The organism is Rhizobium sp. CC-YZS058 (assembly GCF_034720595.1).
In the GTDB taxonomy this organism is placed as follows: Bacteria; Pseudomonadota; Alphaproteobacteria; order Rhizobiales; family Rhizobiaceae; genus Ferranicluibacter.
The window spans coordinates 1,749,466-1,773,963 of sequence record NZ_JAYESJ010000001.1 but is presented as its reverse complement, the minus strand read 5'-3'; the positions used below and the strand labels follow the sequence as shown (position 1 = coordinate 1,773,963).

General features: G+C 64.6%; 24 protein-coding genes and 1 pseudogene. 6 read left to right on the top strand and 19 right to left on the bottom strand.

Annotated elements, in window-relative coordinates; translation table 11 throughout:
• Positions 1-46: 46 nt before the first annotated feature.
• The 9 genes from bamA to U8330_RS08380 form a co-directional block, all read right to left on the bottom strand.
• A complete protein-coding gene (gene bamA / locus U8330_RS08420; RefSeq protein ID WP_323104752.1) occupies positions 47-2,389 on the bottom strand; it encodes an outer membrane protein assembly factor BamA in 2,343 nt (780 codons plus the stop codon).
• A gap of 220 nt (positions 2,390-2,609) precedes the next feature.
• Positions 2,610-3,743, bottom strand: a complete 1,134-nt coding sequence (gene rseP, locus U8330_RS08415; RefSeq protein ID WP_323104751.1) for an RIP metalloprotease RseP — start codon at positions 3,741-3,743, stop codon at positions 2,610-2,612.
• Positions 3,744-3,885: 142 nt separating this feature from the next.
• The gene (locus tag U8330_RS08410) at positions 3,886-4,716 is read right to left on the bottom strand and encodes a phosphatidate cytidylyltransferase (protein WP_323104749.1); all 831 of its coding nucleotides are present in this window, start codon (positions 4,714-4,716) and stop codon (positions 3,886-3,888) included.
• Between the two features lie 7 nt (positions 4,717-4,723).
• Positions 4,724-5,473 carry an isoprenyl transferase gene (locus tag U8330_RS08405; RefSeq protein WP_323104748.1) on the bottom strand — a complete coding sequence of 250 codons (750 nt, stop codon included), beginning with the start codon at positions 5,471-5,473 and terminating at the stop codon, positions 4,724-4,726.
• 37 nt (positions 5,474-5,510) lie between these two features.
• The gene (frr, locus tag U8330_RS08400; RefSeq protein WP_323104747.1) at positions 5,511-6,071 is read right to left on the bottom strand and encodes a ribosome recycling factor; all 561 of its coding nucleotides are present in this window, start codon (positions 6,069-6,071) and stop codon (positions 5,511-5,513) included.
• A 55-nt stretch (positions 6,072-6,126) separates the two neighbouring features.
• On the bottom strand, positions 6,127-6,849 hold the full coding sequence (gene pyrH / locus U8330_RS08395) for a UMP kinase (RefSeq protein ID WP_323104746.1): 723 nt from the start codon (positions 6,847-6,849) through the stop codon (positions 6,127-6,129).
• A 257-nt stretch (positions 6,850-7,106) separates the two neighbouring features.
• A complete protein-coding gene (gene tsf / locus U8330_RS08390) occupies positions 7,107-8,033 on the bottom strand; it encodes a translation elongation factor Ts (protein ID WP_323104744.1) in 927 nt (308 codons plus the stop codon).
• 268 nt (positions 8,034-8,301) lie between these two features.
• Positions 8,302-9,072 (bottom strand): 30S ribosomal protein S2, encoded by a 771-nt coding sequence (gene rpsB / locus U8330_RS08385; protein WP_323104743.1) that lies wholly within the window; start codon positions 9,070-9,072, stop codon positions 8,302-8,304.
• Positions 9,073-9,268: 196 nt separating this feature from the next.
• Positions 9,269-10,126: a cell envelope integrity EipB family protein gene (locus U8330_RS08380; RefSeq protein WP_416236833.1), complete on the bottom strand. Its 858-nt coding sequence runs from the start codon at positions 10,124-10,126 to the stop codon at positions 9,269-9,271.
• Between the two features lie 128 nt (positions 10,127-10,254).
• Between U8330_RS08380 and U8330_RS08375 the strand changes: the two genes are divergently transcribed.
• The 4 genes and pseudogenes from U8330_RS08375 (at position 10,255) to U8330_RS08360 (ending at position 13,205) form a co-directional block, all read left to right on the top strand.
• Positions 10,255-10,722, top strand: coding sequence for a RidA family protein (locus tag U8330_RS08375; protein ID WP_323104742.1), 468 nt, complete (start codon positions 10,255-10,257; stop codon positions 10,720-10,722).
• 13 nt (positions 10,723-10,735) lie between these two features.
• Positions 10,736-11,461: a glycerophosphodiester phosphodiesterase gene (locus U8330_RS08370; protein WP_323104741.1), complete on the top strand. Its 726-nt coding sequence runs from the start codon at positions 10,736-10,738 to the stop codon at positions 11,459-11,461.
• 32 nt (positions 11,462-11,493) lie between these two features.
• Positions 11,494-12,702 (top strand): annotated as a pseudogene (locus U8330_RS08365) (GNAT family N-acetyltransferase); the annotation flags it as partial.
• A gap of 65 nt (positions 12,703-12,767) precedes the next feature.
• On the top strand, positions 12,768-13,205 hold the full coding sequence (locus U8330_RS08360; RefSeq protein ID WP_323104740.1) for an HIT family protein: 438 nt from the start codon (positions 12,768-12,770) through the stop codon (positions 13,203-13,205).
• On the opposite strand, the gene U8330_RS08355 is transcribed toward U8330_RS08360, so the two are convergent.
• The 9 genes from U8330_RS08355 to U8330_RS08315 all read right to left on the bottom strand — a co-directional run bounded on the left by U8330_RS08355 (position 13,206) and on the right by U8330_RS08315 (position 21,415).
• Positions 13,206-14,132, bottom strand: a complete 927-nt coding sequence (locus tag U8330_RS08355; RefSeq protein WP_323104739.1) for a hypothetical protein — start codon at positions 14,130-14,132, stop codon at positions 13,206-13,208.
• A gap of 121 nt (positions 14,133-14,253) precedes the next feature.
• A complete protein-coding gene (locus U8330_RS08350) occupies positions 14,254-14,598 on the bottom strand; it encodes an AzlD domain-containing protein (RefSeq protein ID WP_323104738.1) in 345 nt (114 codons plus the stop codon).
• A complete protein-coding gene (locus U8330_RS08345) occupies positions 14,595-15,317 on the bottom strand; it encodes an AzlC family ABC transporter permease (RefSeq protein WP_323107232.1) in 723 nt (240 codons plus the stop codon). The genes U8330_RS08350 and U8330_RS08345 overlap by 4 nt, the downstream gene beginning before the upstream one ends.
• Before the next feature lie 290 nt (positions 15,318-15,607).
• Complete coding sequence (gene clpA, locus U8330_RS08340; protein ID WP_323104737.1) at positions 15,608-18,103, bottom strand: ATP-dependent Clp protease ATP-binding subunit ClpA; 2,496 nt, start codon at positions 18,101-18,103, stop codon at positions 15,608-15,610.
• Positions 18,104-18,112: 9 nt separating this feature from the next.
• Positions 18,113-18,463, bottom strand: coding sequence for an ATP-dependent Clp protease adapter ClpS (gene clpS / locus U8330_RS08335; RefSeq protein ID WP_323104736.1), 351 nt, complete (start codon positions 18,461-18,463; stop codon positions 18,113-18,115).
• Positions 18,464-18,799: 336 nt separating this feature from the next.
• Positions 18,800-19,159 (bottom strand): phasin family protein, encoded by a 360-nt coding sequence (locus tag U8330_RS08330; RefSeq protein ID WP_323104735.1) that lies wholly within the window; start codon positions 19,157-19,159, stop codon positions 18,800-18,802.
• Positions 19,160-19,335: 176 nt separating this feature from the next.
• Positions 19,336-19,539 (bottom strand): DUF3126 family protein, encoded by a 204-nt coding sequence (locus tag U8330_RS08325; RefSeq protein ID WP_323104734.1) that lies wholly within the window; start codon positions 19,537-19,539, stop codon positions 19,336-19,338.
• Positions 19,540-19,682: 143 nt separating this feature from the next.
• The gene (cysE, locus tag U8330_RS08320; protein WP_323104733.1) at positions 19,683-20,522 is read right to left on the bottom strand and encodes a serine O-acetyltransferase; all 840 of its coding nucleotides are present in this window, start codon (positions 20,520-20,522) and stop codon (positions 19,683-19,685) included.
• 107 nt (positions 20,523-20,629) lie between these two features.
• Positions 20,630-21,415, bottom strand: coding sequence for an alpha/beta hydrolase (locus tag U8330_RS08315; protein ID WP_323104732.1), 786 nt, complete (start codon positions 21,413-21,415; stop codon positions 20,630-20,632).
• Between the two features lie 188 nt (positions 21,416-21,603).
• Here U8330_RS08315 and U8330_RS08310 point away from each other — a divergent pair, with 188 nt between their 5' ends.
• Both U8330_RS08310 and U8330_RS08305 read left to right on the top strand, forming a co-directional pair.
• A complete protein-coding gene (locus U8330_RS08310) occupies positions 21,604-21,849 on the top strand; it encodes a zinc-finger domain-containing protein (RefSeq protein ID WP_323104731.1) in 246 nt (81 codons plus the stop codon).
• A 7-nt stretch (positions 21,850-21,856) separates the two neighbouring features.
• Positions 21,857-22,972, top strand: coding sequence for an FAD-dependent monooxygenase (locus U8330_RS08305; protein WP_323104730.1), 1,116 nt, complete (start codon positions 21,857-21,859; stop codon positions 22,970-22,972).
• 19 nt (positions 22,973-22,991) lie between these two features.
• On the opposite strand, the gene U8330_RS08300 is transcribed toward U8330_RS08305, so the two are convergent.
• Complete coding sequence (locus U8330_RS08300) at positions 22,992-24,203, bottom strand: cystathionine beta-lyase (protein WP_323104729.1); 1,212 nt, start codon at positions 24,201-24,203, stop codon at positions 22,992-22,994.
• Positions 24,204-24,498 lie beyond the last annotated feature (295 nt).

Below are 24,498 nucleotides of genomic sequence, written 5' to 3'. Positions count from 1 at the left end.
GCCAAGCTCCAGACCGGTTTGGCGAACGGTTCTGGACGCTCTGCGATCAGAACTGCGACGAGATGCCGAACTTGATGTTCTGCGTGCGGTCGTAGTCTTCCTTGGCGATCGGAACCGCATAGTCAACCCGCAGCGGCCCGAAGGGCGAAGCCCAGAGCAGACCGACGCCGACCGACGCGCGCAGCGAGGCATCCGTTCCACGCACCCGATCGTCGGCACGCACCGTCACGTCGTTGCCATAGAGCGTTCCGGCATCGACGAAGACTGCACCACGGAAACCGGAGTCGCGCGGCAGACCCGGAAGCGGGAAGGTCGCTTCGGCGGAGGCGGTGAAATAGGTCGTGCCGCCGATGGCGTCGTCATACTTGCCGCTGCGCGGGCCGACGCCCATGCGCTCGAAGCCGCGAATTTCGTTGCTGCCCAGCTGGAACTGGTCGAACACTTCCATCTCGCCGCCCGTCTTAAAGACATGGCCGGCCCCAGCCGAGAGCGAAGCGATGATGTCGGCATCGTCGTTGACCGTGTAGAACCACTTGGCCTTGCCGGTCAGCTTGTAATAGTCGGACGTACCGCCGAGGCCGGCGAATTCCTGCGTGGCCGAGGCGAGAATGCCTTCGCGCGGCAGCTGTGCATCGTCCAGCGTGTTGAGCGTCAGGGTCTGCGAAATCGCAGAGCGCGTCCACGGCGAGAAGTTCACGACGCGGCGATAGGGCGACGCCAGATCGGCGAGCTCCGAGTCGCTCGCATGGTAGTCGAGCTTCGTGTAGCTGTACTTGAAGGTCGTCGACAGGCGTTCGGTGATCGGCGCGGTCACGCGCAGCGCGAAGCCCTGATCCTCGTAGCTGTAGTCGTCGTCGCTGAAGTCGTTCTCGTTCTTGAACACGTCGAAGCCGGCGGCCAGACGGTAACCGAGGAAATAGGGCTCGGTGAAGGAGAAGTTGTAGGTGCGCGAGTCCTCGCCGCGACCGGCGGCAAGGCGGATATACTGGCCACGGCCGAGGAAGTTCTTCTCCTCGATCGAGGCTTCGAGCAGGAAGCCGCCGCCGCTGCCGGCTGCATAGCCGGCGCCGATCCCGAAGGAGCCGGTTGACTGATCCTGTACATCGACGACCACAACGACGCGGTCGGAGGCCGTGCCCGGCTGCGTGGTGATGTTGACGCTCGAGAAATAGCCGAGCGCCTCGAGACGGCGCTTGGCGGTCGCCAGCATTTCCTGGTTGAAGGCATCGCCTTCGCTCATGTCGAATTCGCGGCGGATCACATAGTCGCGCGTGCGGGTGTTGCCGCGGATTTCGATACGCTCGATATAGGCGCGCTCGCCCTGGTCGACGAGGTAATCGACAGCGATGGTGCGGCCGCCGAAGTCGCGGTTGCCGCGCGGGGTAACGCGGGCGAAGGGATAGCCCTGGGCAGCGACGCGACGCGAGATCGCCGCCATCGTGTCCTGCACATCCTTGGCCTTGTAGACCGAGCCCTGCTGGCTGACGACCAGACCACGCAGCTCATCGGCATCCACGCCATCGACCGTCGATTCGACGTTGACCGGACCGAAGTCGTAGCGCTGGCCTTCATCGACCGTGATGGTGATCGTGTATTCATTGGTGCTCTCGTCGAGCACGGCGTCGGAAGAGACGACGCGGAAGTCCGCATAGCCGCGATTGTAGTAGAACTGGCGCAGCTGCTCTTCGTCCGCCCGCAGCTTGTCGGGGTTGTAGACGTCCTTGCGGTTCAGGAAGGACAGGATGCCGGACTTCTTGGTGGCCAGAACGGCAGACAGGCGGCCGTCGCTATAGGCATTGTTGCCGACGAAGTTGATCGAACGGATCTTCGTGCGCTCGCCTTCGTTGATGACGAAGGCCACGTTGACGCGCCCTTCGGCGATCGGCGCCGTCTGGACTGTGACGGACACGTCGTTGCGGCCGATGCCAGCATAGGCGTCGCGGATGGCCTGGATATCGATCTGAGCCGTCGCTTCGCTGTAGGCACCGAGCGAACGCGTCTTGACGAGTGTCGCCAGCTTGTCATCGGTGATCTTGCGGTTGCCGTTGAACACCACCTGGTTGATCAGGTTGTTCTCGCTGACCGTGATGACCAGCGTGTTGCCGGAAACGTTCATGCTGACGTTGGAGAAGTAGCCGGTCGCATAGAGCCGCTTCACCGAGGCGTCGATATCGGCATTGGTGAAGCTGCGGCCCGGCACGATGGTGACATTGGAGCGAACCGTGTCGCCGCTGACGCGGGTTGCGCCGCGCACCACGATCTGGCTGACCGTTGCGGCCTGCGCCACCGAAACGCTTGCAAGCGTCAGAACACCGGTTCCCGTCGCAACCATTCCCGCAGACAGCGCGAACGCCGAAACCGCGTTCAAAAACCTTGAGCCAGCCTTCATGTTACGATCTTACCTTCTTCCAATGTCCAGCGGCATACTCGTGCCGACTCCGGTCACAATTGCCGTTTTACCCGCTTTTGCCCTACAAGCAAGGTCGCGCGTTAATTTCCGTTTACTTCGATTAGAACCGTGTCCGAATGGCCACTACGAGGTGAAAATAGGGTAAACAAATCCTTTCAAATCAACCCGTTGCAGCCTAGCGACGCGCGCCCTTCCCCTATCAGCCCACAAGGCTCGAAATGTCGTTCCACGTCGCGAAGACCATCAGCATCAGGACCATGGCGAAGCCGATCCGGAAGGCGATGTCCTGCGCTGTCGGACCGACCGGCCGGCCGCGGATCGCCTCGACCGCATAGAACATCAGATGCCCGCCATCAAGCACGGGAACGGGCATGAGGTTAAGCAATCCAATAGAAACAGACAGCACGGCGGCGAGCTGCAGCAGCGCGACGAAGCCGAGCGTCGCCATCTGGCCCGAAGCCTGCGCCACACGGATCGGCCCGCCTAGCTGATCGGCCTTCATGCGGCCGGTGACGAGATTGGAGAGATAGTCGAAGGTGCCGGTGACGATGTGCCAGCTCTCGACGGCGCCCTGCCCCACTGCCTGGATCGGCGAGAAGGTCTGCAGGCGGAAATTGCCCCGCTCCTGATTGGTGACGATGCCGATGATTCCGAGTTCCATCTTGTTGCCGAACTGGTCGGTGATCTCGGTGCGCTTCGGCACCATCGGCAGCTCCAGCGTCTCGCCATTGCGCTTGATGCCGACCGTGATCGGCATGTCCGGGCGGACGCCGACATAGCGGCGGACATCGTCGAAGGTGACGACCGGCGAGCCATCGATGCTGACGAGCAGGTCGCCCGGCTGGATGCCGGCCTCGGCGGCCGCGCTGTCCGGCCGCACTTCGGCCACGACCGGGTCGGCTACCGGCTTGCCATAGAGCGAGAAGATGACGGCGTAGATGACGATGGCGAGGATGAAGTTGGCGATCGGCCCGGCCGCGACGGTGGCTGCGCGTTTCCAGAGTTTTGCGCCAAGGAAGGTCCGGCCGCGCTCGGATTCGGGAATCGTCTGCAGTCGCTCGTAGTCGGGAACGCTGGCGGCATCCTCGTCGCCGAAAAACTTCACATAGCCGCCGAGCGGAATGGCCGAGAGCTTCCAGCGGGTGCCGTGCCGGTCGGTAAAGCCGGCAATCTCCGGCCCGAAGCCGACCGAGAATGCCACGACGCGAATCCCGCACCAGCGCCCGACGAGGTAGTGGCCCATCTCATGCACGAAGACGAGCAGGCCGAGGACGACCAGGAAGGGCAGGATGTAACCGACGATGAAATTCGCGAATTCGGCCAGATAAGCCATGAGCGTCCTCTGTGATGGACCTGCCGTAAGGACACCCGACGGCATCCGGCAGATCCGGAGCAAACCTCGAGATCCCGGCCAGTCTTAGCGCCGGGCGGAGCGGATGACAAATCGCATTGGCGTTGCGTCCGACTGCAACCGACTAGAGGCCGAGCAGCACAGCGCCGATCTCGCCGCCATTGGCCCCCGCCAGCGCCTCGCCAAGCGCGATGAAGAGGGCAACGAAGCTCGCCGCCACCAGCCCGTCGACCCGGTCCCAGACGCCGCCGTGGCCGGGAATGATCCGGCCCGAATCCTTGACGCCCGAACGCCGCTTCACATAGGATTCAAAGAGATCGCCTGCCTGGCTTGCAACCGACAGGACGAGGGCGATCAGGGGAATACGCAGGTCGTCGACGGAGAAGAAGGCGGCGAAGACCAGTGTTCCCGCCGCAACGCCGGACACGGCGCCGCCGATGGCGCCCGACCAGGTCTTGCCCGGCGAGATCGCCGGCGCCAGCTTCGGCCCGCCGATGGCGCGGCCGATGAAATAGGCGAGAATGTCCGTCGCCCAGACGACGGCGAAGACATAGAGCATGGCGACGAAGCCGACATCGCTGTCGCCGCGAATCGCCGCGAGCGAAATCGTCGTGGCGCCTGCGTAGAGAACGCCGCCCGGCAGCCACCAGCCTCGACCATGGAAGCGCGACCAGAAGGCCGCCACCAGTGTCGCGATGACGAGCAACGGCAGCGCATAGGCATCGCCCCCGAGGATGATCAGTGCGGCGACGCCAAGCTGCACGGCCCAGCCGAGCAGATACACAGCCCGGTCGGCCACGGCGACACGGGTCATCGTCGCCCATTCGTACCAGACGGCAAGGCCGATGACGGCGGAAAGCACGGCGAAGGCCGGCCCGCCGATCCAGGTATCGGCCAAGGCTACGGCGCCCAGCACGAGGCCGGACACGATACGCAATTTCAATTCGCGGGTCATTCGCGGCTCATGCGCCTCCAACGGCGCGGCTGGCCGGTGCGGCAACGCCGCCGAACCGACGCTCGCGGCGCGCATAGATGTCCAGCGCCCGCTGAAAGACGGCGCTATCGAAATCGGGCCAGAACTCCGGCACGAAGATGAGCTCTGCATAGGCGGCCTGCCACAGCAGGAAATTGGAGAGCCGCTCCTCGCCCGAGGTGCGCAGCACCAGGTCGGGATCGGGGATATCGGCGGTGTCGAGCCGGCGGGAGATCGCGGCGGGCGTGATGTCGTCCGGCGTCACCCGTCCGTCGGCCACATCCTGTGCGAGCGCCCGAACCGCGCGGGTGATTTCGTCGCGTGCCCCGTAATTGAAGGCGATGCACAGCGTCGTGCCGGTGTTGGCCGCCGTCGTTTCCTCCGCTTCGAGCAGCAGCGGGAGGATGTCGCCGCGCAGATTGACGCGGTCGCCGATGACCCGGATCCGCACATTCGACCGGTGCAGCTCGGCAAGATCGCGGCGGATGAAGACCTTGAGAAGGCCCATCAGGTCGGAGACCTCGTCCTGCGGCCGGCTCCAGTTTTCCGAGGAGAAGGCGTAGAGCGTCAGATAGGGGATGCCGAGATCGCCCGCCGTGCGCACCGCCTCGCGCACGGCTTCCACGCCCTTGCGGTGCCCCATGGTCCGGGGAAGCCCACGCATGGCCGCCCAACGGCCGTTGCCATCCATGATGATGGCAACATGCGTCGGGACGGTGCTGACGAGCGGCTTGGACATCGGCGGCCTGGTCTTGGAGGGATCGGATCAGCGCAGGTTAGACCTGCATGATTTCCTTTTCCTTATCGGCGAGCAAGCGGTCGATATCGGAAATCATCTCGTCGGTCATCTTCTGCACGCGCTCGGACTGCGTGCGGCTGATATCCTGGCCGATATCGCCGTCCTTCTCCGCCTTCTTGAGCGCGTCCATGCCGTCGCGGCGCACATGGCGGATCGCCACGCGGCTCTTCTCGGCATAGTCATGCGCGACCTTGACGAGCGACTTGCGGCGTTCCTCGTTCAGTTCCGGCAGCGGAATGCGCAGCGTCTGCCCGTCCATGATCGGGTTGAGGCCGAGGTTCGATTCGCGGATCGCGCGATCGACGGCGCCGACCATCTGCTTGTCCCAGATCGACACGCCGATCATGCGCGGCTCGGGCACGGTGATGTTGGCCACCTGGTTCAGCGGCACGCGCGACCCATAGGCCTCGACCATGACCGGGTCGAGCACATTGGCCGAGGCGCGGCCCGTGCGCAGCGAGGCGATATCGCTCTTGAAGGCGTTGATCGCGCCATCCATCCGGCGCTTGAGATCCTTGAGGTCGATCCCTTCACTCATGGGTCAGTCTCCCTGTCAGCTGCGAGGCGGTACGGCCAAGGCCGCACCAGCCCTTTCAATGGTCCTTGACGATCGTCGAACGGCCGCCACCGGTCAGAATGTCGGTGAAGCCGCCCTTCTCGTGAATGGAAAACACGATGATCGGAATATGGTTCTCCCGCGCCAGCGCAACAGCGGCGACATCCATGACCGCGAGGCCGCGTTCGAGAACTTCCGAATGGGTCAGCGTTTCGAAGCGGGTGGCGGTCGGATCCTTCTTCGGGTCGGCGGAATAGATGCCGTCCACCTGGGTGCCCTTGAAAAGCGCCTCGGCCCCCATTTCGGCGGCGCGCAGCGCGGCGGCGCTGTCGGTGGTGAAGAACGGGTTGCCGGTGCCGCCGGCGAAGATCACGACGCGGCCTATGGAAAGATGCTGCAGCGTGGCACGCTGGGAGAAGCTTTCGCAAAGCTCGGGCATGGCGATGGCGGAGAGGACGACGGTATCGATATCGAGCTTGCGCAGCGAGGTCGCCAGCGCCAGGGCGTTGATGACGGTCGCCAGCATGCCCATATGGTCGCCGGTCACCCGGTCGCCGCCCTTCGAGGCCACGGCCACGCCTCGGAAAATATTGCCGCCGCCGACCACGACGCCCACTTCCACGCCCATGGCGCGCGCAGCGGCGATATCGGAGGCAATGCGGTCGGCGACCGCCACATCAATCCCGAAGCCCTGATTGCCCATCAGAGCTTCGCCGGAGCACTTCAACAACACACGTTTGTAGAGCGGTTCGGCCGGCATCGTCTCTCCTGTCAAAAGAAGGCACAGCGCGGACGCTGCGCACGAAGGGGGTGGGACACTGTCCGGCGGGGTCCGGACAGTCGGTGCGCCAGCGGCAGAAGCCGGCCGTCGCAACCTTGCTGTTTGCGAGAGGGCAGGCCTGATCATGCCGCCTGCGCAGATGCCCGATACACGAAGGGCGCCGCGTTGTCCACGCGGCGCCCCTCTCCATTCAGGACTTTGCACCGGGCCGATCGGACCGGAGCGCTCCAAGTCGATCAGCCCTTGGCGACAGCCGCAACTTCGGCAGCGAAATCGCTCTCTTCCTTCTCGACACCTTCGCCGAGCAGGAGGCGGGCCATGCCGGTGACTTCGATCGGCGCGCCAACGGTCTTTTCCGCTTCCTTGATGGCAGCCTCGACCGTCAGGTCGGGGTTCATGACGAAGGACTGCGAGAGAAGGGCGACTTCCTCGAAGAACTTGCGCATGCGGCCATCGACCATCTTCTCGATGATGTTGTCCGGCTTGCCGGAGGCGCGCGACTGCTCGATGAACACGTTGCGCTCGCGCTCGGCAACCGCCGGGTCGACTTCGCTCGAACGGATGGCAAGCGGGTTGGTGGCGGCGATGTGCATGGCGACCTGACGGCCGATGGCGTTCAGCGCATCCTTGTCGCCGGTGGACTTCAGGGCGACGAGAACGCCAAGCTTGCCGAGACCGTCGGCCACGCCATTGTGGATGTAGGTCGAGACGACGCCGTCTTCGACGGAGAGCAGAGCGGCGCGGCGCAGCGTCATGTTCTCGCCGATCGTGGCGATCGCGTCCTTGATGCTCTCGGTGACCGACTTGCCGGTGGCTGGATAGGTGGCGGCGCCGATCGCGTCGACCGAGCCATCGGTCTCGACGGCAACGGCGGCGATGCCGCGAACGAGATCCTGGAACGCGTCGTTGCGGGCGACGAAGTCGGTTTCCGAGTTCACTTCGATGACGACGGCCTTGGTGCCGGCGGCATTGATGCCGATCAGACCTTCAGCGGCGGTGCGGCCGGACTTCTTGTCGGCCTTGGCGATGCCCTTGGCGCGCAGCCAGTCGATCGCGGCTTCCAGATCGCCATTGGTCTCGGCCAAAGCCTTCTTGCAATCCATCATGCCTGCGCCGGACTTCTCGCGCAGTTCCTTCACCATCTGTGCTGTTACGGTCGTCATGGTTCTTGCCTCTTCCTTGTTCGATCGCCGGCGCATCCCGAGAGTGTCAAAATACGGCCGGAAAAACTCTAGCGAGGGATGCCCCTCGGATGTAACGCCGTGATGAACCCGTCATCCGGCGGCGGCGCGGCGCCATTTCGGACCCGTTGAGACGGGGCGGCGCGCACTGGATAAGGAAACGGGGCCGTCCACTTCGCTCGAGCGTGGAAGCCGGCCCCGTTCCGGTTCTGGCAGGTCAGGCACGGCGGAGTCCGCCGCGCCAGACGCCTCAGGCTTCTGCGGTCTCTTCGAGAGCAGGCTCGGCCATCTGCAGCTCGGAAGCCGCACCGAGGTCGCGGCCGGACGAGCTCTGCTGACGCGCGATGCCGTCCAGTGCCGCGCGGGCAACCAGGTCGCAGTAGAGCGCGATGGCGCGCGAGGCGTCGTCATTGCCGGGGATCGCATAGTCGATCTGGTCGGGATCGCAGTTCGAATCGATGATGGCGACGACCGGAATGCCGAGACGCTTGGCTTCCTCGATCGCGATCGATTCCTTGTTGGTGTCGATGATGAACATCAGGTCCGGAACGCCGCCCATGTCGCGGATACCGCCGAGAGCGCGGTTGAGCTTTTCACGCTCGCGCTCGAGGTTCAGGCGTTCCTTCTTGGTGAAGCCGGAGGCGTCGGAAGCGAGGATCTCGTCGAGCTTGCGCAGGCGCTGGATCGAGTTCGAGATCGTCTTCCAGTTGGTCATCATGCCGCCGAGCCAGCGGGCATTGACGTAGTACTGGGCCGAACGCTTGGCGGAATCGGCGATGATTTCCGAAGCCTGGCGCTTGGTGCCGACGAAGAGAACGCGGCCGCCGCGGGCAACCGTGTCACTGACGGCCTGAAGGGCGCGCGACAGCATCGGAACGGTCTGGGCGAGGTCGATGATGTGAACGTTGGACCGTTCGCCAAAGATGTAGGGCTTCATCTTCGGGTTCCAGCGGTGGGTCTGGTGGCCGAAGTGGACGCCTGCTTCGAGAAGCTGGCGCATGCTGAAATCGGGCAATGCCATGCCTGTTTATCCTTTCCGGTTGAACCTCCGTGGCGCAAACAGCGCGATCGGATGATCGCGCCACCGGCGGAACGGGCCGGATTTCTCCCGGACCATCCCAAACCCCACGTGTGGAATGCGGCCGGCCATACAGGCTCGACCGTCACAAATCAAGCAAAAAGCGCGGGTTTCGACCCTGCCCGCACTGCTTCGCCGATCACTTGCCCTTGCAGTCGGCCGGCTCCGCCTCGGGCTTCTGCTTGAAGAGTTCGAGTTCGGCCAGGCGCCCGGCGAGAACGAAGTCGCCGTAATCCATGGTGAGATCGCGCGTGACGCCGTTTTCGTAGAGCTTGAACGCCATGCGATAGATCGGCAGCGCGTCGGCCGTGTTGTCATCGTCAAAATAGGAAATGGTAACCGGCCAATAGGGCTCCTTGGCAACCGCGCCCGCCTTGGCGACATCGCCATCCCCGTCGCCCGGCTTCGGAACCTTCGATGCGCCGAGCAGCGTCGAGGTGATCAGGGTCTTGTCGCCGGAATCCGAGCCGTCGAAGATGCGCGATTCGAAAATGCGCTCTCCCTTCTTCGCCCGGTCGATCACCTCCATCATGTGTTCGGTTGGAAAGAGGCTGCTGGCCAGCTCCACTTCCCGCTTCTGCGGCTGGGTGAGGTCGACCTTCACGCCCTTCGCCTTCTCCTCGGCCGCGCCGCGCACCTCCTTGTCCAGCTTTTCATCGGTGAAGGAGCGGGTGAGAAAGCGGAACTTGCCCGTCTTCACGTCCTCGAAGGTGGTCGTCTGCTGGTCCGTCAGCCGCGACTCCTCGCCGCTGTCGACCTTGGTGACAAACCGGAAGGAGACCGTGTAGCCTTCGCAGGCCGTGCCGTTGAATTCGTAGACCATGCGCCCGACCATGCCGGAAATGCCGGAGCGCTCGTTGGCGTCCTTCAGTTCCAGATCGTAGACGGCGCGGTGGGGCACCAGCGGCGCAGCCAAGGCATGAACGCTGCCCGCAGCCACCATCGCAACAACACAGGCGGAGGCGCGCAAGACGCGGGCCGGGCCGGAACGAAACATCCAGAAGCTCCTGTTGGATCACAATTGCGATGCTATATGAAGAGTTGCGTCGAAAGCGAGGCATTCCTGTCGGGTGGCCGGCTGAATGCCGGATTTCGGCGGGAAAGACAACCTGCCTGGGAGGCACCATGTCCGACACGATCGAAGCCCGTCTCACTGCCCGCGGCATCACTTTGCCCGTTGCCGCGGCGCCCGCCGCAAACTATGTGCCCTATGTCATCAGCGGCGCGCTTCTGACCATTTCCGGCCAGTTGCCGATGGAAAACGGCGCAGTGGCCGTGACAGGCCATCTGGGCGATACGGTCGATGTGGCGAGCGGCCAGCGCGCGGCGGAACTCTGCGCGATCAACATTCTCGCCCAGGCCAAGGCCGCGCTCGGCGGCGATCTGTCGCGCATCCGCCGGGTCATCAAGCTGAACGGCTTCGTCGCGAGCAAGCCGAGCTTTACCGAACAACATCTGGTCATCAACGGCGCCTCCAACCTGATTGCCGAAATCCTTGGCGATGCCGGCAAGCATGCGCGCGCCGCGGTCGGCATGGCCGCCCTTCCCTTCAACGCCGCGGTCGAGATCGACGCGGTGATCGAGATCGCCTGAGGCCCTCGCGCAGATGACCGACCTGTCCTGGCTCACAGCCCAGCCGATCGCCCATCGCGGCTATCACGACATGAACAAGACGGTCTGGGAGAACACCCTCTCGGCCTTCGAGCGCGCCATCTCCGCAGGCTACGCCATCGAATGCGACCTGCAATACACGGCCGACAGCGTGCCGGTTGTCTTCCATGACGGCGACATGCACCGGCTCTGCGGGGTCGAGGGCGACGTGCGGGCGAAGACGGCCGGCGAACTCGGCCTCTTCTCGATCGGCGGCACCAGCGACCGCGTGCCGACGCTGTCGCAGCTTCTGCGCCTGGTCAAGGGACGCGTGCCGCTGGTAATCGAACTGAAGGGCCGGCAGGGCGACGACGAGGGCTTTGCCGAAGCGGTCCTGGACGGTCTCGAAGGCTATGCCGGTCCTGTGGCGCTGATGAGCTTCGATCATTGGCTCTTGAAAGACCTGAAGGCGCTGGAGACGACGTTGCCCATCGGGCTGACCGCCGAAGGCGCACGTCCGGAGGATCTCGCTCTTCATGCTGACGCCATGTCGCTGGGTCTCGATTTCATCTCCTATTACTACGGCCATTTGCCGAACCCCTTCATCACGGCCCAGCGGGCGAAGGGGTGCGCGATCCTCACCTGGACGGTCCGGGATGCGGAGGCGGAGGCCCATAGCTATGCGGAGGCCGACCAGATCACCTTCGAGGGGTTCGTGCCGGCGGGCCGGGCCATTGCCTGACAGGGTCCGGCGGAACAGATGAGGGCACGAGCATGACGCGCAGCGACAGGGACCGAGCCGCCGATAGGGTGGAGATCCGCATCGAGACCTCGTTCAGCGCCATCGACAAGGCGGCCTGGAGCCGGCTGACCGGCGCCGCGCGCGACCAGGCGGAGGGGACCTACAACCCGTTCGTTTCGCATGCCTATCTTTCCTCGCTCGAGGAGTCCGGTTCGGCGACGGCCAAAACCGGCTGGCTCGGCCAGCATCTTCTTCTGCATGGCAGCGACGGCCAGCTTGCCGGCGCGCTGATCTGCTATCTGAAGAACCACAGCCAGGGCGAATATGTCTTCGACCACGGTTGGGCCAATGCGCTGGAGCGGGCCGGCGGCCATTATTACCCGAAATTGCAATGCTCCGTCCCCTTTACACCCGCCACCGGCCCCCGCCTAATGACCGCCGATGGCTCGCTGTCGCGCGACGCTGTGCAGGCTGCGCTCGCCGAAGGGCTGCGAACGCTGGCCGAGCGGCACGGCGTTTCCTCCGCCCACGTCACCTTCGTGCCGGAAGACGAAGTGACGGTCTTCACGGCAGCCGATTATCTGCACCGCACCGACCAGCAGTTCCACTTCACCAATGACGGCTATGGGTCGCATGACGATTTCCTGGCGACCCTCGCCTCCCGCAAGCGCAAGGCGCTGAAGAAGGAGCGGCGGGCAGCCACGGAAAACGGCATCACCATCGACTGGCTGACCGGCAGCGATCTGACGGAAGAGATCTGGGACCAGTTCTTCCGCTTCTACATGGACACCGGCAGCCGCAAATGGGGCCGCCCCTACCTCACCCGCACATTCTATTCGCTGATCGGCGAGCGGATGGCCGGGGACATCCTCCTGGTCATGGCCAAGCGTGACGGGCGCTACATTGCCGGCGCGATCAATTTCATCGGTGGCGATACGCTCTACGGCCGGCACTGGGGCGCGATCGAAGACCACCCCTTCCTGCATTTCGAGGTCTGCTACCACCAGGCGATCGATTTCGCGATCGCCAAGGGCTTGCGTCGGGTCGAGGCGGGCGCACAGGGCGAACACAAGCTCGCCCGCGGCTATCTGCCGAGCACTACCCACTCCGTTCATGCCTTCACCCATCCGGGCCTGAAGCGGGCGGTGGCCGATTATCTGGAGCAGGAACGGCGCGAGGTGGAGGCCATGGGCGACCTGCTCACCGAAATGAGCCCCTTCCGCAAGGGCGAGCGCACCGATGCAGAGGCGCTCGACAGCGACCATCAGAGCCGGCCGCGCCGGCCGCAGACCGAGGACGACGACGCATGACCGACGCCTATGACGACAGCAATATTCTCGCCAAGATCCTGCGTGGCGAGATCCCCTGCCACAAGGTCTACGAGGACGAGGCCGTGATCGCCTTCATGGACATCATGCCCCAGGCCGACGGGCATACGCTGGTGGTGCCGAAGGCGGCCTCGCGCAATCTGCTCGATGCCGATCCGGCCACCCTGCCCGCCCTCTTTTCCGCCGTGCAGACGATCGCCATTGCCGCCAAGCAGGCCTTCGAGGCCGATGGCGTGGTCGTCACCCAGTTCAACGAGGCGCCGGCCGGTCAGTCGATCTTCCACCTGCATGTCCATGTCATTCCCCGCAAGGAGGGGGCGGGCCTGCGTCCTCACGCAGGCGGCATGGCCGATGCTGAGGTTCTGGCGGCGCATGCGGCCAAGCTCCGGGCGGCATTGGGCAGCACCGCCGCATGATCAGCGCAGCGCCGCGCGAAGGAGAATGAGCGCGGCGGCCAGGATCATGACCGGCAGGACCAGGATCCGGATCAGATAGGACACGGCGATGGCGATGGAGGCGGAGAAGAGCTCTCCGGAGATCGCCACGCCATCCGAGACGATTCGCGCCCGCGAGATCATTCCTTCCGCCAGCATGTCGACCACGTCGGAGGCCGCGGTGACCGTGCCGGTCAGCGCCTGCCCCGAACTGGTCAGGGCCGAGCCGATCCGCCCGAAGACGCTCTGTTCCTCGTCCACTGGTGCGGGCTCGGCGGGTGCCGCCGGCATCGCCGACCTCCCCGGTGCGATCTCGGCGGCCCAGGCGGCGTCGTCATAGGTGCCGCGGAGGCGGTCGAAGACGGCGGTCGCGCTGCTCCAGGCCTGATCCGTCATCCGGTCGCCGGCCGCAAAGGCGAGCGCATAGGCGCCCGGCAGCAGCACCGCGCCGAACAGGCAGAGGATCATCGCCGCCCGCCCCAGTTGCTGCGCGCGCGGCGGAAGGCTGCGTCCGGCGAGCGCCAGCCCGGTTCCAACGACCGCGCCGACGACCAACCCCGCCGAGGCCACCTGCGCCACCGGCAGGAACAGGGCCGCCAGCACGCCGGAGAGGATCGCCAGCCAGAACAGAAGCTCGGCCATGCGGTCGATCGTGTTGGTGACCGGCTGGAGAAGCTGGCCGGGGCTGGCCGTGACCGAGGCAACGCCCACCCCGCCGGTCACATCGGCATCCTTGGCAACGCTCATCACCGAATTCATCACCCGCAGGGTCCCATAGAGAGCCGTGCTGCCGACGGTCACCTCGCGGTTGAAACCGGCCGCCGATTCCGCGAGCGGGTTCGACCAGACGAGCAAGAGCGCGGCGAAGAGCAGGAGGACCCAGCCGAAGCTGCGGCGGAGGATCGGCATGGTCGGTCTCCAGGTGAATGGACAGTCGGCCCGGACTATAGCTGCTTCGTGTCCATTGTCCGACACACAACCGGCGGACGACGCGAGCCATGCGGGAAGACCGCGCGAAACGAAAACGCCGTCAGAAACCGAGCCACCAGAGACCGCTCGCGAGGAAGGCAATCGCGGCGGCGATGCCGGCGGCCGGTGTCTGGCGGGTTGCAAAGAACACCAGTGCCCCGAACAGGATCGACCCGACCCGCAGCCAGAGAGGCGAATGTTCGAGGACGCCGGTCGGAAAGACGATGAGCTTGGACACGACCGCCGCGACCAGCGCCGTTGCCACGCCGCGCACCCATTGCAGCATCTCCGAATCGTCGCGCAGACGCCGGCCGGCGAGCACGCCGAGCCAGCGCCAGAGGTCCGTGGCGAGGAAGCCGGCAAGCGCGATGAAGAGATAGCCCCAGAGATCCGGCGTCCAGGTCATGGTCCCTCCTCGCCTGCGACCGCCGCTTCCGTCTCCGACACCGATCCCCGGTGTCGGCGGTAGGCATAGTCCAGCGCCCAGGCCAGCGTGCCGCCGCCGATCCCGGCAATCAGCAGGTCGAACTCCGGCGCCAGCAGCGTGCAGAGTGGCCCCAGGAGCAGGCCGGTGACGAGCGCGACGTGAATGACGCGCTGCTTGCCGGAGCTCCAGATCGAGGCCAGGAAATAGACAGGCGTCAGGAAAAACAGGCTGCCCGCGACGAGCGGGGGGAACTCGGCCACCGAATCATAGAGCAGGCCGACGATGAGCATGCAGCTGCCGGTCAGCGCCACGCCGAGCCCGGCGAAATAGATCACGCGGCGTTCGCGCGGCACATGCGGCACCCGTTCCATCGCCATGACCCAGGCGGTCACCGCAACCAGATGGGAGACGAGGAGCAGCGGCAGGGTACGGGTTCGCGGACCCTTCAGTTCCGGCACCAGAGCCGCAACCATCGGCATCATGCGGATCGAGGACAGCGTCACCGCCAGGAAGGCGGTGAGCAGGCTGGCACCGGTCGAGATGGAATTGACGAGGATGAGCTTGGCCGGCAGCGCCCAGACGATACCCGTCATGAACACCGCCTGATCGACCGGGATGCCCGATTGCTGCGCGAAGGCTGTGAAGCCGACGAAGGAAATGCAGAGGATCAGCGCCGGCAGACTGGCCAGACCGGCCATGCCCTTGAGGAACCAGCGCCTCTTCGAGCCCGGATCCGCTGCTTGCCCGCTTGTATCCTGCACCTTTGCCTGCCCCGACCGTTCCGCCTGCACCGGCCCTTGTCGAGGCCCATCTTCCGGCACATGCCGCGCGCGCCTGTCGGGGTCAAGTCGGGCAATCGTGCTTTCTCGGCATCACTCCATGCAATCGCGCGCCGCCGCACCCGCGCACGCTCTCGCCGCTCTTGACCAAAACGCAGAATGCCGGGCTTTCGCCCGGCATTCTCATCCGTCTTCGGAGCACAGGCCCGTTACTTGCGCGGCACCTTCGGCACCGTGCGGCCCTTGCGCGGCGCAGTCTCGTCGGCGGCCGGCTCTTCGGCCTTTGCCTTCTTGCCGCGACCACGGCCGCCCTCGTCCGCACCGACCACTTCCATGTCCTCGGCCTTGGCCTTGGCGGACTTGCGCGGCGGGCGGACAACCTCGGCCTTGGGCTTGATCCGCTCGGTTTCCGGAACCGAGTCGAGGATCAGGCCCTTCTTGCCATCGGCCTTCACGCCGACGGTGACCTTGACCACGCCACCCTTCTTCAGCTTGCCGAACAGGATCTCTTCGGCGAGCGGCTTCTTGATGTGCTCCTGAATGACCCTGCCCAGCGGACGGGCGCCCATCTTTTCATCATAGCCCTTCTCGGACAGCCAGGCGATCGCGTCCGGATGCAGGTCGAAGGTGACGTTGCGCTCCGAAAGCTGGGTTTCCAGCTGCATGACGAACTTCTGCACGACCTGATGGATGACCGGCGTCGGCAGCGAGCCGAAGGGGATCACCGCATCGAGGCGGTTGCGGAATTCCGGCGTGAACAGGCGGTTCAGCGCCTCCACATCCTCGCCCTCGCGCTTGGACGAGCCGAAGCCGATGGCAGCCTTGGCCATGTCGGACGCACCCGCATTGGTCGTCATGATCAGGATGACGTTGCGGAAGTCGATCTTCTTGCCGTTGTGGTCGGTCAGCTGGCCATGATCCATGACCTGCAGCAGGATGTTGAACAGGTCCGGATGCGCCTTCTCGATCTCGTCGAGCAGCAGCACGCAATGCGGATGCTGATCGACGCCATCGGTCAAGAGGCCGCCCTGGTCGAAGCCGACATAGCCGGGAGGAGCGCCGAGCAGCCGCGACACGGTATGCCGCTCCATGTATTCCGACATGTCGAACCGCAGAAGCTCCACGCCGAGCGAGGCTGCCAGCTGCTTGGCCACTTCCGTCTTGCCGACGCCGGTCGGGCCGGAGAAGACATAGGAGCCGATCGGCTTGTTCGGCTCGCGCAGGCCGGCACGGGCCAGCTTGATGGCCGAGGACAGGGCCTCGATGGCGAGATCCTGGCCGTAGACGACCGAGCGAAGCTCACGCTCGAGATTGGCCAGCACGGTCTCGTCGTCCTTCGACACGGTCTTCGGCGGAATCCGGGCCATGGTGGCGATCGTCGCTTCGATCTCCTTCTCGGTGATCAGCTTGCGGCGCTTGGCCAGCGGCAGCAGCATCTGGGCCGCACCGGTCTCGTCGATCACATCGATCGCCTTGTCCGGCAGCTTGCGGTCATTGATGTAGCGGGCCGAGAGCTCCACGGCGGACTTGATCGCCTCGTTGGAGTATTTCAGCTTGTGGTAGTCCTCGAAGTAAGGCTTGAGCCCCTTCATGATCTCGATCGCATCGTCGATGGTCGGCTCGTTGACGTCGATCTTCTGGAAGCGGCGGACCAGCGCCCGATCCTTCTCGAAGAACTGGCGATATTCCTTGTAGGTGGTCGAACCGATGCAGCGGATCGCGCCGGAGGAAAGCGCCGGCTTCAACAGGTTCGAGGCGTCCATGGCCCCACCCGAGGTGGCCCCGGCGCCGATCACCGTGTGGATCTCGTCGATGAACAAGACGGCGCCCGGATACTCTTCCAGCTCCTTGACGACCTGCTTCAGCCGCTCTTCGAAGTCACCGCGATAGCGCGTGCCGGCGAGCAGCGTCCCCATGTCGAGCGAGAAGATCGTCGCGTCCTGCAGAGCTTCCGGCACCTTCTTCTCGACGATGCGCTTGGCGAGACCTTCGGCGATCGCCGTCTTGCCGACGCCCGGATCCCCCACATAGAGCGGGTTGTTCTTGGACCGGCGGCACAGGACCTGGATCGTGCGGTTGACCTCGGAATGGCGGCCGATCAGCGGATCGATCTTGCCGACCTTGGCCTTCTCGTTGAGGTTGACGCAATAGGCGGTCAGGGCGTCCTGCGCCTTCTTGGCGCCGTCGTCCTGGTCGCCGCGCGCGGCCTTCGGCTCGGCATCGGTTTCCTCGACGCCGCGCGGCGTGCGGGTTTCGGACGAGCCGGGGCGCTTGCCGATGCCGTGCGAGATGAAGTTGACCGCATCGTAGCGCGTCATTTCCTGTTCCTGCAGGAAATAGGCGGCATGGCTTTCGCGTTCGGCGAAAATGGCAACGAGCACATTGGCGCCGGTGACCTCTTCACGGCCGGACGACTGGACATGGATGACCGCGCGCTGGATGACGCGCTGGAAGCCGGCGGTCGGCTTGGAATCCTCGTCATAGCCGGTGACCAGATTGCCGAGCTCGTTGTCGACATAATCGGACACGGTCTTGCGCAGGCTGTCGAGATTGACGTTGCAGGCGCCCATGACCGCGGCTGCATCCTGATCGTCGATCAGCGCGAGCAGCAGATGCTCCAGCGTCGCATATTCGTGGTGGCGCTCATTGGCGAGAGTGAGAGCCTGGTGCAGTGCCTTTTCGAGGCTCGTTGAGAATGTTGGCACGTCAGTTCCTCATTTCTTTTCCATGACGCATTGCAGCGGGTGCTGGTGCTGGCGGGCGAAGTCCATCACCTGCGTCACTTTGGTTTCGGCGACTTCGAAGGTGAAGACACCGCATTCCCCGACGCCATGATTGTGCACATGCAGCATGATCATGGTCGCCGCCTCGATATCCTTCTGGAAGAACCGCTCCAGGATATGGATGACGAACTCCATCGGTGTGTAGTCGTCGTTCAGCAGCAAAACGCGATAGAGGCTGGGTTTTTTCGTTTGAGCTTTTGTGCGGGTAATCACGGAGGTGCCGCGGCCGGTTCCCCCGTTCCCGTCGCCCGTCTTTTGCATCCGGATCGGCAGAGCGATCATTCGTCTTCATTCCTTTATCGGATCGCAAACGATGCGAGCCGTTTGCGACCATTCCGTGACGAATATCTAGTGTCCTGTTTGCCCGATTTTAAGCCCGTTCGTCGTCACTGCAATCATATTCGCAGGGCTGGATGAAAGTTTGATCCTTCAAGCTTATGCCAGACAGGTGGCCAGCCCCGCTGAAAAACGAAGCAATTCTCGTGCCGCATCGCGCCGAGCCGCGGGCCTACCCGCGGCGTGCCGGTCCCGCCGCCTTCCCGGTCGCCCGACACGAAAAAGCCGGCCGCGTGGACACGCGACCGGCTCGAAAGGCTGGCGAAAAGGCCGGAAGGTCGATCAGGCGGCCTGGGCAGCCACGGTCGGAACGGCGGTTGTCGCGCGCAGGATCGGCGCCTCGAACGGCTTGTAGCTATCCTTGGCGAGCTCGACATACATTTCCGACAGCTTGGTCGCCTCGGCGACATAGCCCTCATAGGAGCTCTTCAGGAATGCCGTCTGCGCTTCGACCACCTGCTCGACGCTGCGCAGACCGACGAGAGACTGCATATGGGCGATGCTCTCTTCGAAGGATTTCTTCGAATAGTCTGCAGCCTCGACGGCGATGGCCTGGAAGCCCTTGGTGATGGTGGCGTAGTTCTTCATCATCAGGTCGAGCGCTTCCTTGTTCTTGGCGCTCACATCAGCAAAATTAAACATGACATCCCTCCATGTTTGCACTGCGATGATGATTATATGCACTGCACAAAATGTCAAGCACCGGTTGCGTATCGGAGGCATCGACTCCGGCTGATTCCGACGACCTGCGTCAATTTGACACAAAAAACCCGGCGGGAATGCCGCCGGGCCACGCCTTTTGCGAAGGAGTCGCTTGCTTAGAGGTCGATGTCGAGGATGGCCATCGAGAAGTTGTAGGAGAGTTCGCCGTCTTCCTCGTCGCGGAACACGACGCCCAGGAATTCGTCGCCCAGATAGACCTCGGCGGACTCGTCCTTCTTCGGACGCGCCTTCACGACGATCTGCTGGTTGAAGGTGCGCTTGAAGTAGGCTTCGAGCTTCTTGATTTCGTCAGGCTTCAAGACGTGTCTCCCTGAGATCTGTTCTTGTTGTCATCACCTCAGCTCTGCGTCGGTGCGACGCAGACGGGCGGGGGGATGGCGGCTTCTCTCACAGCGTCGGAGCGCTTGTAAAGACGGGAAACGCCGGCATGGCCGGGCAAGCCTTACATTTCGAAAGACTTCAACACCTGATCCATCGAGCGCGAGGGCTCCGAGCAGCCGGCTTCGCCGACCACCTTGGCCGGCACGCCGGCGACGGTCACCTTGGGCGGAACCGGCTTGAGCACCACCGAGCCGGCCGCCACGCGCGAGCAATGGCCGACATGGATATTGCCGAGAATCTTGGCACCGGCGCCGATCAGCACGCCATTGCCGATCTTGGGATGCCGATCGCTGCCTTCCTTGCCGGTGCCGCCGAGCGTGACGCCGTGCAAAATCGAGACATTGTCGCCGATCGTCGCCGTCTCGCCGACGACAAGGCCGGTCGCATGGTCGAGGAAGATCCCCTTCCCGATGCGCGCCGAGGGATTGATGTCGGTCTGGAAGACGGAGGAGGACCGGCTCTGCAGGTAGAGCGCAAGATCGCGCCGGCCGCGCTCGATCAGCCAATGGGCCAGGCGATGCGTCTGGATCGCGTGGAAGCCCTTGAAATAAAGCACGACATCGAGAAAGCGGTGGCAGGCGGGGTCGCGGTCATAGACGGCCTGAATATCGACGCGCAGGATCGCGCTCCACTCCGGCCAGTCCGCCACCATCTCCTGAAAGCTCTGGCGCAGCAGCGCGGCGTTGAGGTCGGCATGGTCGAGCCGTTCGCAGATCCGGTGGATCACCGCATCTTCCAGCGAGCGCTGGTTTATGACGGTGGCATGCAGGAAGGCGGTCAGGACCGGTTCCTGCACGGCGGCATAGCGCGCCTCCTCCTGGAGGCTGTTCCAGATCGGATCCATCGGCTGCACCGTCTCGTCGAGACGGGCCTCGCTGCGGATTTCGGTTCTTGCGACCATGGGGCGCTCCTCGAAGACAGTCTCGTCCCGCGGCAGCGATCCCGCCGCGCCGCGCTCGTCATGGCTGACGATATAGGGCAATCCCTGACAAATAGAAATGGCAGGCCCTAGGCTTCGTCCGCCGCCGACAGAAATTCGAGCGCCGCCTTCTTGAACACCCGGTCGCCGACCGCGAGCATATGGTCGCGATTGGGGATGTCGAGCGCCGTGGCATGCGGCATCAGCGCCGCCAGCGCCTGGGGCGATCCGGCAATGTCGTCGCGCGTGCCGACGGCGATCAGGGTCGGCGCCTCAATTCGTCCCATCTCGGCCGGCGTCAAAAGGGCGCGGGAGGTGGCGATGCAGGCGGCGAGCGCCACACGATCGCTCTTCGTCTGGTCCGCGAAGGCCCGGAACATGCGGCCGCGCTCATGGGTGACGAGGTCGAGCGAGGGCGCCAGCAGCGCCTCGGCGATCGGGTCCCAGTCCCCTACCCCTTCGACCATGCCGATCCCGAGCCCGCCGAGGATCAGCGACCGGACCCTGTCCGGCTGGCGCAGCGCCAGGAAGGCGGAGACCCGGGCGCCCATGGAATAGCCCATCACATGAGCGGACGGAATGCCGAGATGGGCAAGCAGGGCCGCCGCATCGCCCGCCATCGCATCCGGCGTGTAGAGCGCCGGGTCGCCCGGCTTGGCGCTCGCGCCATGTCCGCGGTTGTCGAGCGCGATCACCCGGTAGCCCGCCTCGCCGAGCGTCTTCAGCCAGCCCGGAAAGACCCAGTTGACATTGGCCGACGACGCGAAGCCGTGAATGAGCAGGATCGGCTCGCCCGCGGCATCTCCGGCATCGAAAAAGGCGAGCTCGAGCCCCTCATGGGAAAAGCGGTCGAAGGGCGGGGGCGTCAGGTCCATCGGAGCGGTCCTCTCGGTCGGCATCGTGCCCCCCGCTCTACCCGCCATCCGCTCCGGCGAAAAGATCGGCAGTCGCAAAAATTGGCTGCTGATCCCTTGTCCCCCTCCCCATCCCGCCGGAAACATCATAGAAGGAGCCTTCTTCGGATGCGCGCATCCCTCCTCTCTTTGATCCAACGGAGCAGCACATGGCCGGGCACGGTATTCCCCATTTCCAGAACGACGGTGGCCACCGGGTAATCGAAGTCGGCGTCAAGGAATTCATGTGCACCGGCGCCTCGGTTCCTTTCGATCATCCGCACATCTATCTCGACATGGGCGACGACAACGAGAAGGTCTGCTCCTACTGCTCGACGCTCTATCGCTACAATCCGTCGCTGAAGAGCGATGAGACCGTGCCTGCCGGCTGTCTCTACCAGACCCGCGCGGCCTGAGGCCGGGATGACGCCCGCGCCGGTCGCGATCATCGGGGCCGGCATTGCAGGGCTGACCGCAGCGCTCGGCCTGGCACGGCACGGTATCGCCAGCGTCATCCTCGAGCGGGCGGCGGCACTGGAGGAGGTCGGGGCCGGCCTGCAGCTTTCCCCCAACGCCACCCGACGCCTAGAGACACTAGGCCTGACGCCGGCGCTTCGGCCGCACTGGCTGGAACCCGAGGCGATCCGGCTTGTCGATGGACGCAGCGGCCGACGGCTCGCGGAGGTGCCGGCCGGCGCTTTCGCCGCCCGCCGCTGGGGCGCACCCTATGCCGTCCTCCATCGCGCCGCGCTGCAATCGGTTCTGATCGATGCCGTGCGAAGCAGCCCGCTCTGCCGCCTGCGCCTGGACACGCCTGTCGAAACCCTCTCGTCGCTCACCACCCTGCTTGATGAAGAGCCGCAACTGATCATCGGCGCGGATGGCGTGCATTCCGTGGCAAGGGCGCAGGTTTCCGGGGCCGGTGCAAAACGCTTCTCCGGCAGCCTCGCCTGGCGCTGGACCCTTCACGATGATCGCGCGTCCGCCTTTGATCCGACAGCGGTCACCGCTTACCTTTCGCCCGGCGCCCATCTCGTCGCCTATCCGCTCGGACAGGGACGCGGCGTCAATCTCGTCGCCATCGCGCAAGGCTCGGCCCGCACGGCACCGGACAGCACGCCACCCGAAGCAAGGTTCAAAGACTGGCAGCCGGCGCTCCGTGCCGCCCTGCCGAGACCGGGCGAAGCGCGGCTCTGGCCGCTTCATGAGGTAGAGGATGGCGCCTGGCTCGATGGACGCGTGCTTCTGATCGGCGATGCCGCCCATGCCATGACGCCCTTCGCCGCCCAGGGGGCCGCCATGGCGATCGAGGATGGCGTGGACCTGGCAGACGCGTTTGCATCCGGCGGGCTTGCCGGCCTGCCCGCCGTCCTCGCCGCACGGCGGGAGCGGGTGGCCCGGGTCAAGGCGCGCGGCGCCTTCAACCGGTTTGCCTATCATGCGGGCGGCCCGTTCCGGCTCGGGCGCGACATCGTCCTGTCCCTGCGGCCGCCGGAGCGCCTGGCGGCCGATCTCGACTGGCTCTACGGCGAAGGCTAAATGCCGTCGCCCCTTTGCCTCAGGCGGCGGCTGCCGCCTGGAAGGCCTGCTCCAGGTCGGCGCGCAGGTCGGCCACATCTTCCAGCCCGATCTGCAGGCGGATCACCGGACCTTCGGTCGGGCCGCGGGCGACGGTGCGATCGCCGAGATGCACATGCACGGCAAGGCTTTCATAGCCGCCCCAGGACCAGCCGAGACCGAAGAGACGCAAGGCATCGAGGAAGGCATGCGCCTTGCGTCGGTGGGCTTCCGCACCGCCTTCGGCGGGCAGGACGATCGAGAAGATGCCGCTCGCGCCCTTGAAATCGCGCCGCCAGATCGCGTGACCGGGGAAGCTTTCGAGCGCGGGGTGCAGCACGCGGGCGACATCGGGTCGCTGCTCCAGCCAGCGGGCGAGGTTCAAGGCGCTTTCCTGGTGATGGGCGAGCCGCACGCCCATGGTGCGCAGGCCCCTAAGAACCTGGTAGCTGTCATCCGGCGCGCCGCAGATGCCCATGGTGATCTGCCCCTCCCGCACCCGCTCCCAGAGCGCCGCATTGGCGGACACGGTGCCGAGCAGGATGTCCGAATGACCAGCCGGATATTTGGTGGCGGCGTGGATCGAGATATCGACGCCATGGTCGAGCGGCTTGAAATAGAGCGGCGTCGCCCAGGTATTGTCCATCGAGACGACCGCCCCGCCGGCATGGGCCGCCGCGGAAATCGCCGAGATATCCTGCATCTCGAACGTGTTCGAGCCGGGCGACTCCGTATGCACCAGCTTTGTGTTCGGCTTCATCAGCCTCGCGATGTCGCCGCCGATGGCGGGGTCGTAGTAATCGACGCTGATGCCGAGGCGCTTCAGCATGTCGTTACAGAAATGCCGGGTCGGTCCATAGACGGAATCGACGATCAGCGCATGGTCGCCGGCCGACAGCACGCTGAGGAAGGGAACCGACACGGCGGCCAATCCGCTCGGCACGATGATGGTGCCGGCAGACCCTTCCAGCGCGTCGATCGCCTCGCACAGCGCATCCGTCGTCGGCGTTCCGCGCGTTCCATAGGTGTATTTCTGCGCCCGCGTTTCCATGGCGCGCGCATTGGGGAAGAGCACGGTGGAGGCATGGACGACAGGGGGATTGACGAAGCCGTGGTAATCGGACGGCGAATAGCCGAGATGGGCGAGCTTGGTGTTGTCCCCAGCGCCTGCCAGGCGGGTCTTCGGTTCGCTCTCTTTGTCAGTCTCGTGCATCGCACCACTCCTGTTGCCGACGCTGTCTTCTGAAACACATGGCGGGAGGTCAAGCGAAAAGCACTGTGGGTCAGACTTGGCGGGAGAACTGCATCCACCTGGCGCGGATGAAGGCAAAACCTGCCTCATACAGAGCCTTCTTGCTCCTCAGCGGGCAAAAACAGAGAGTTTACTGGGTAAGCTTCAAAAATCGGCATCGCGACTTGACCGGCCGCCGATTTACGAATGAGATAGACGACACTCGCGCCAAAAGGAGGCGGGCTCGCTCGACCGGTACCGCCGAACGGGTGCCGGG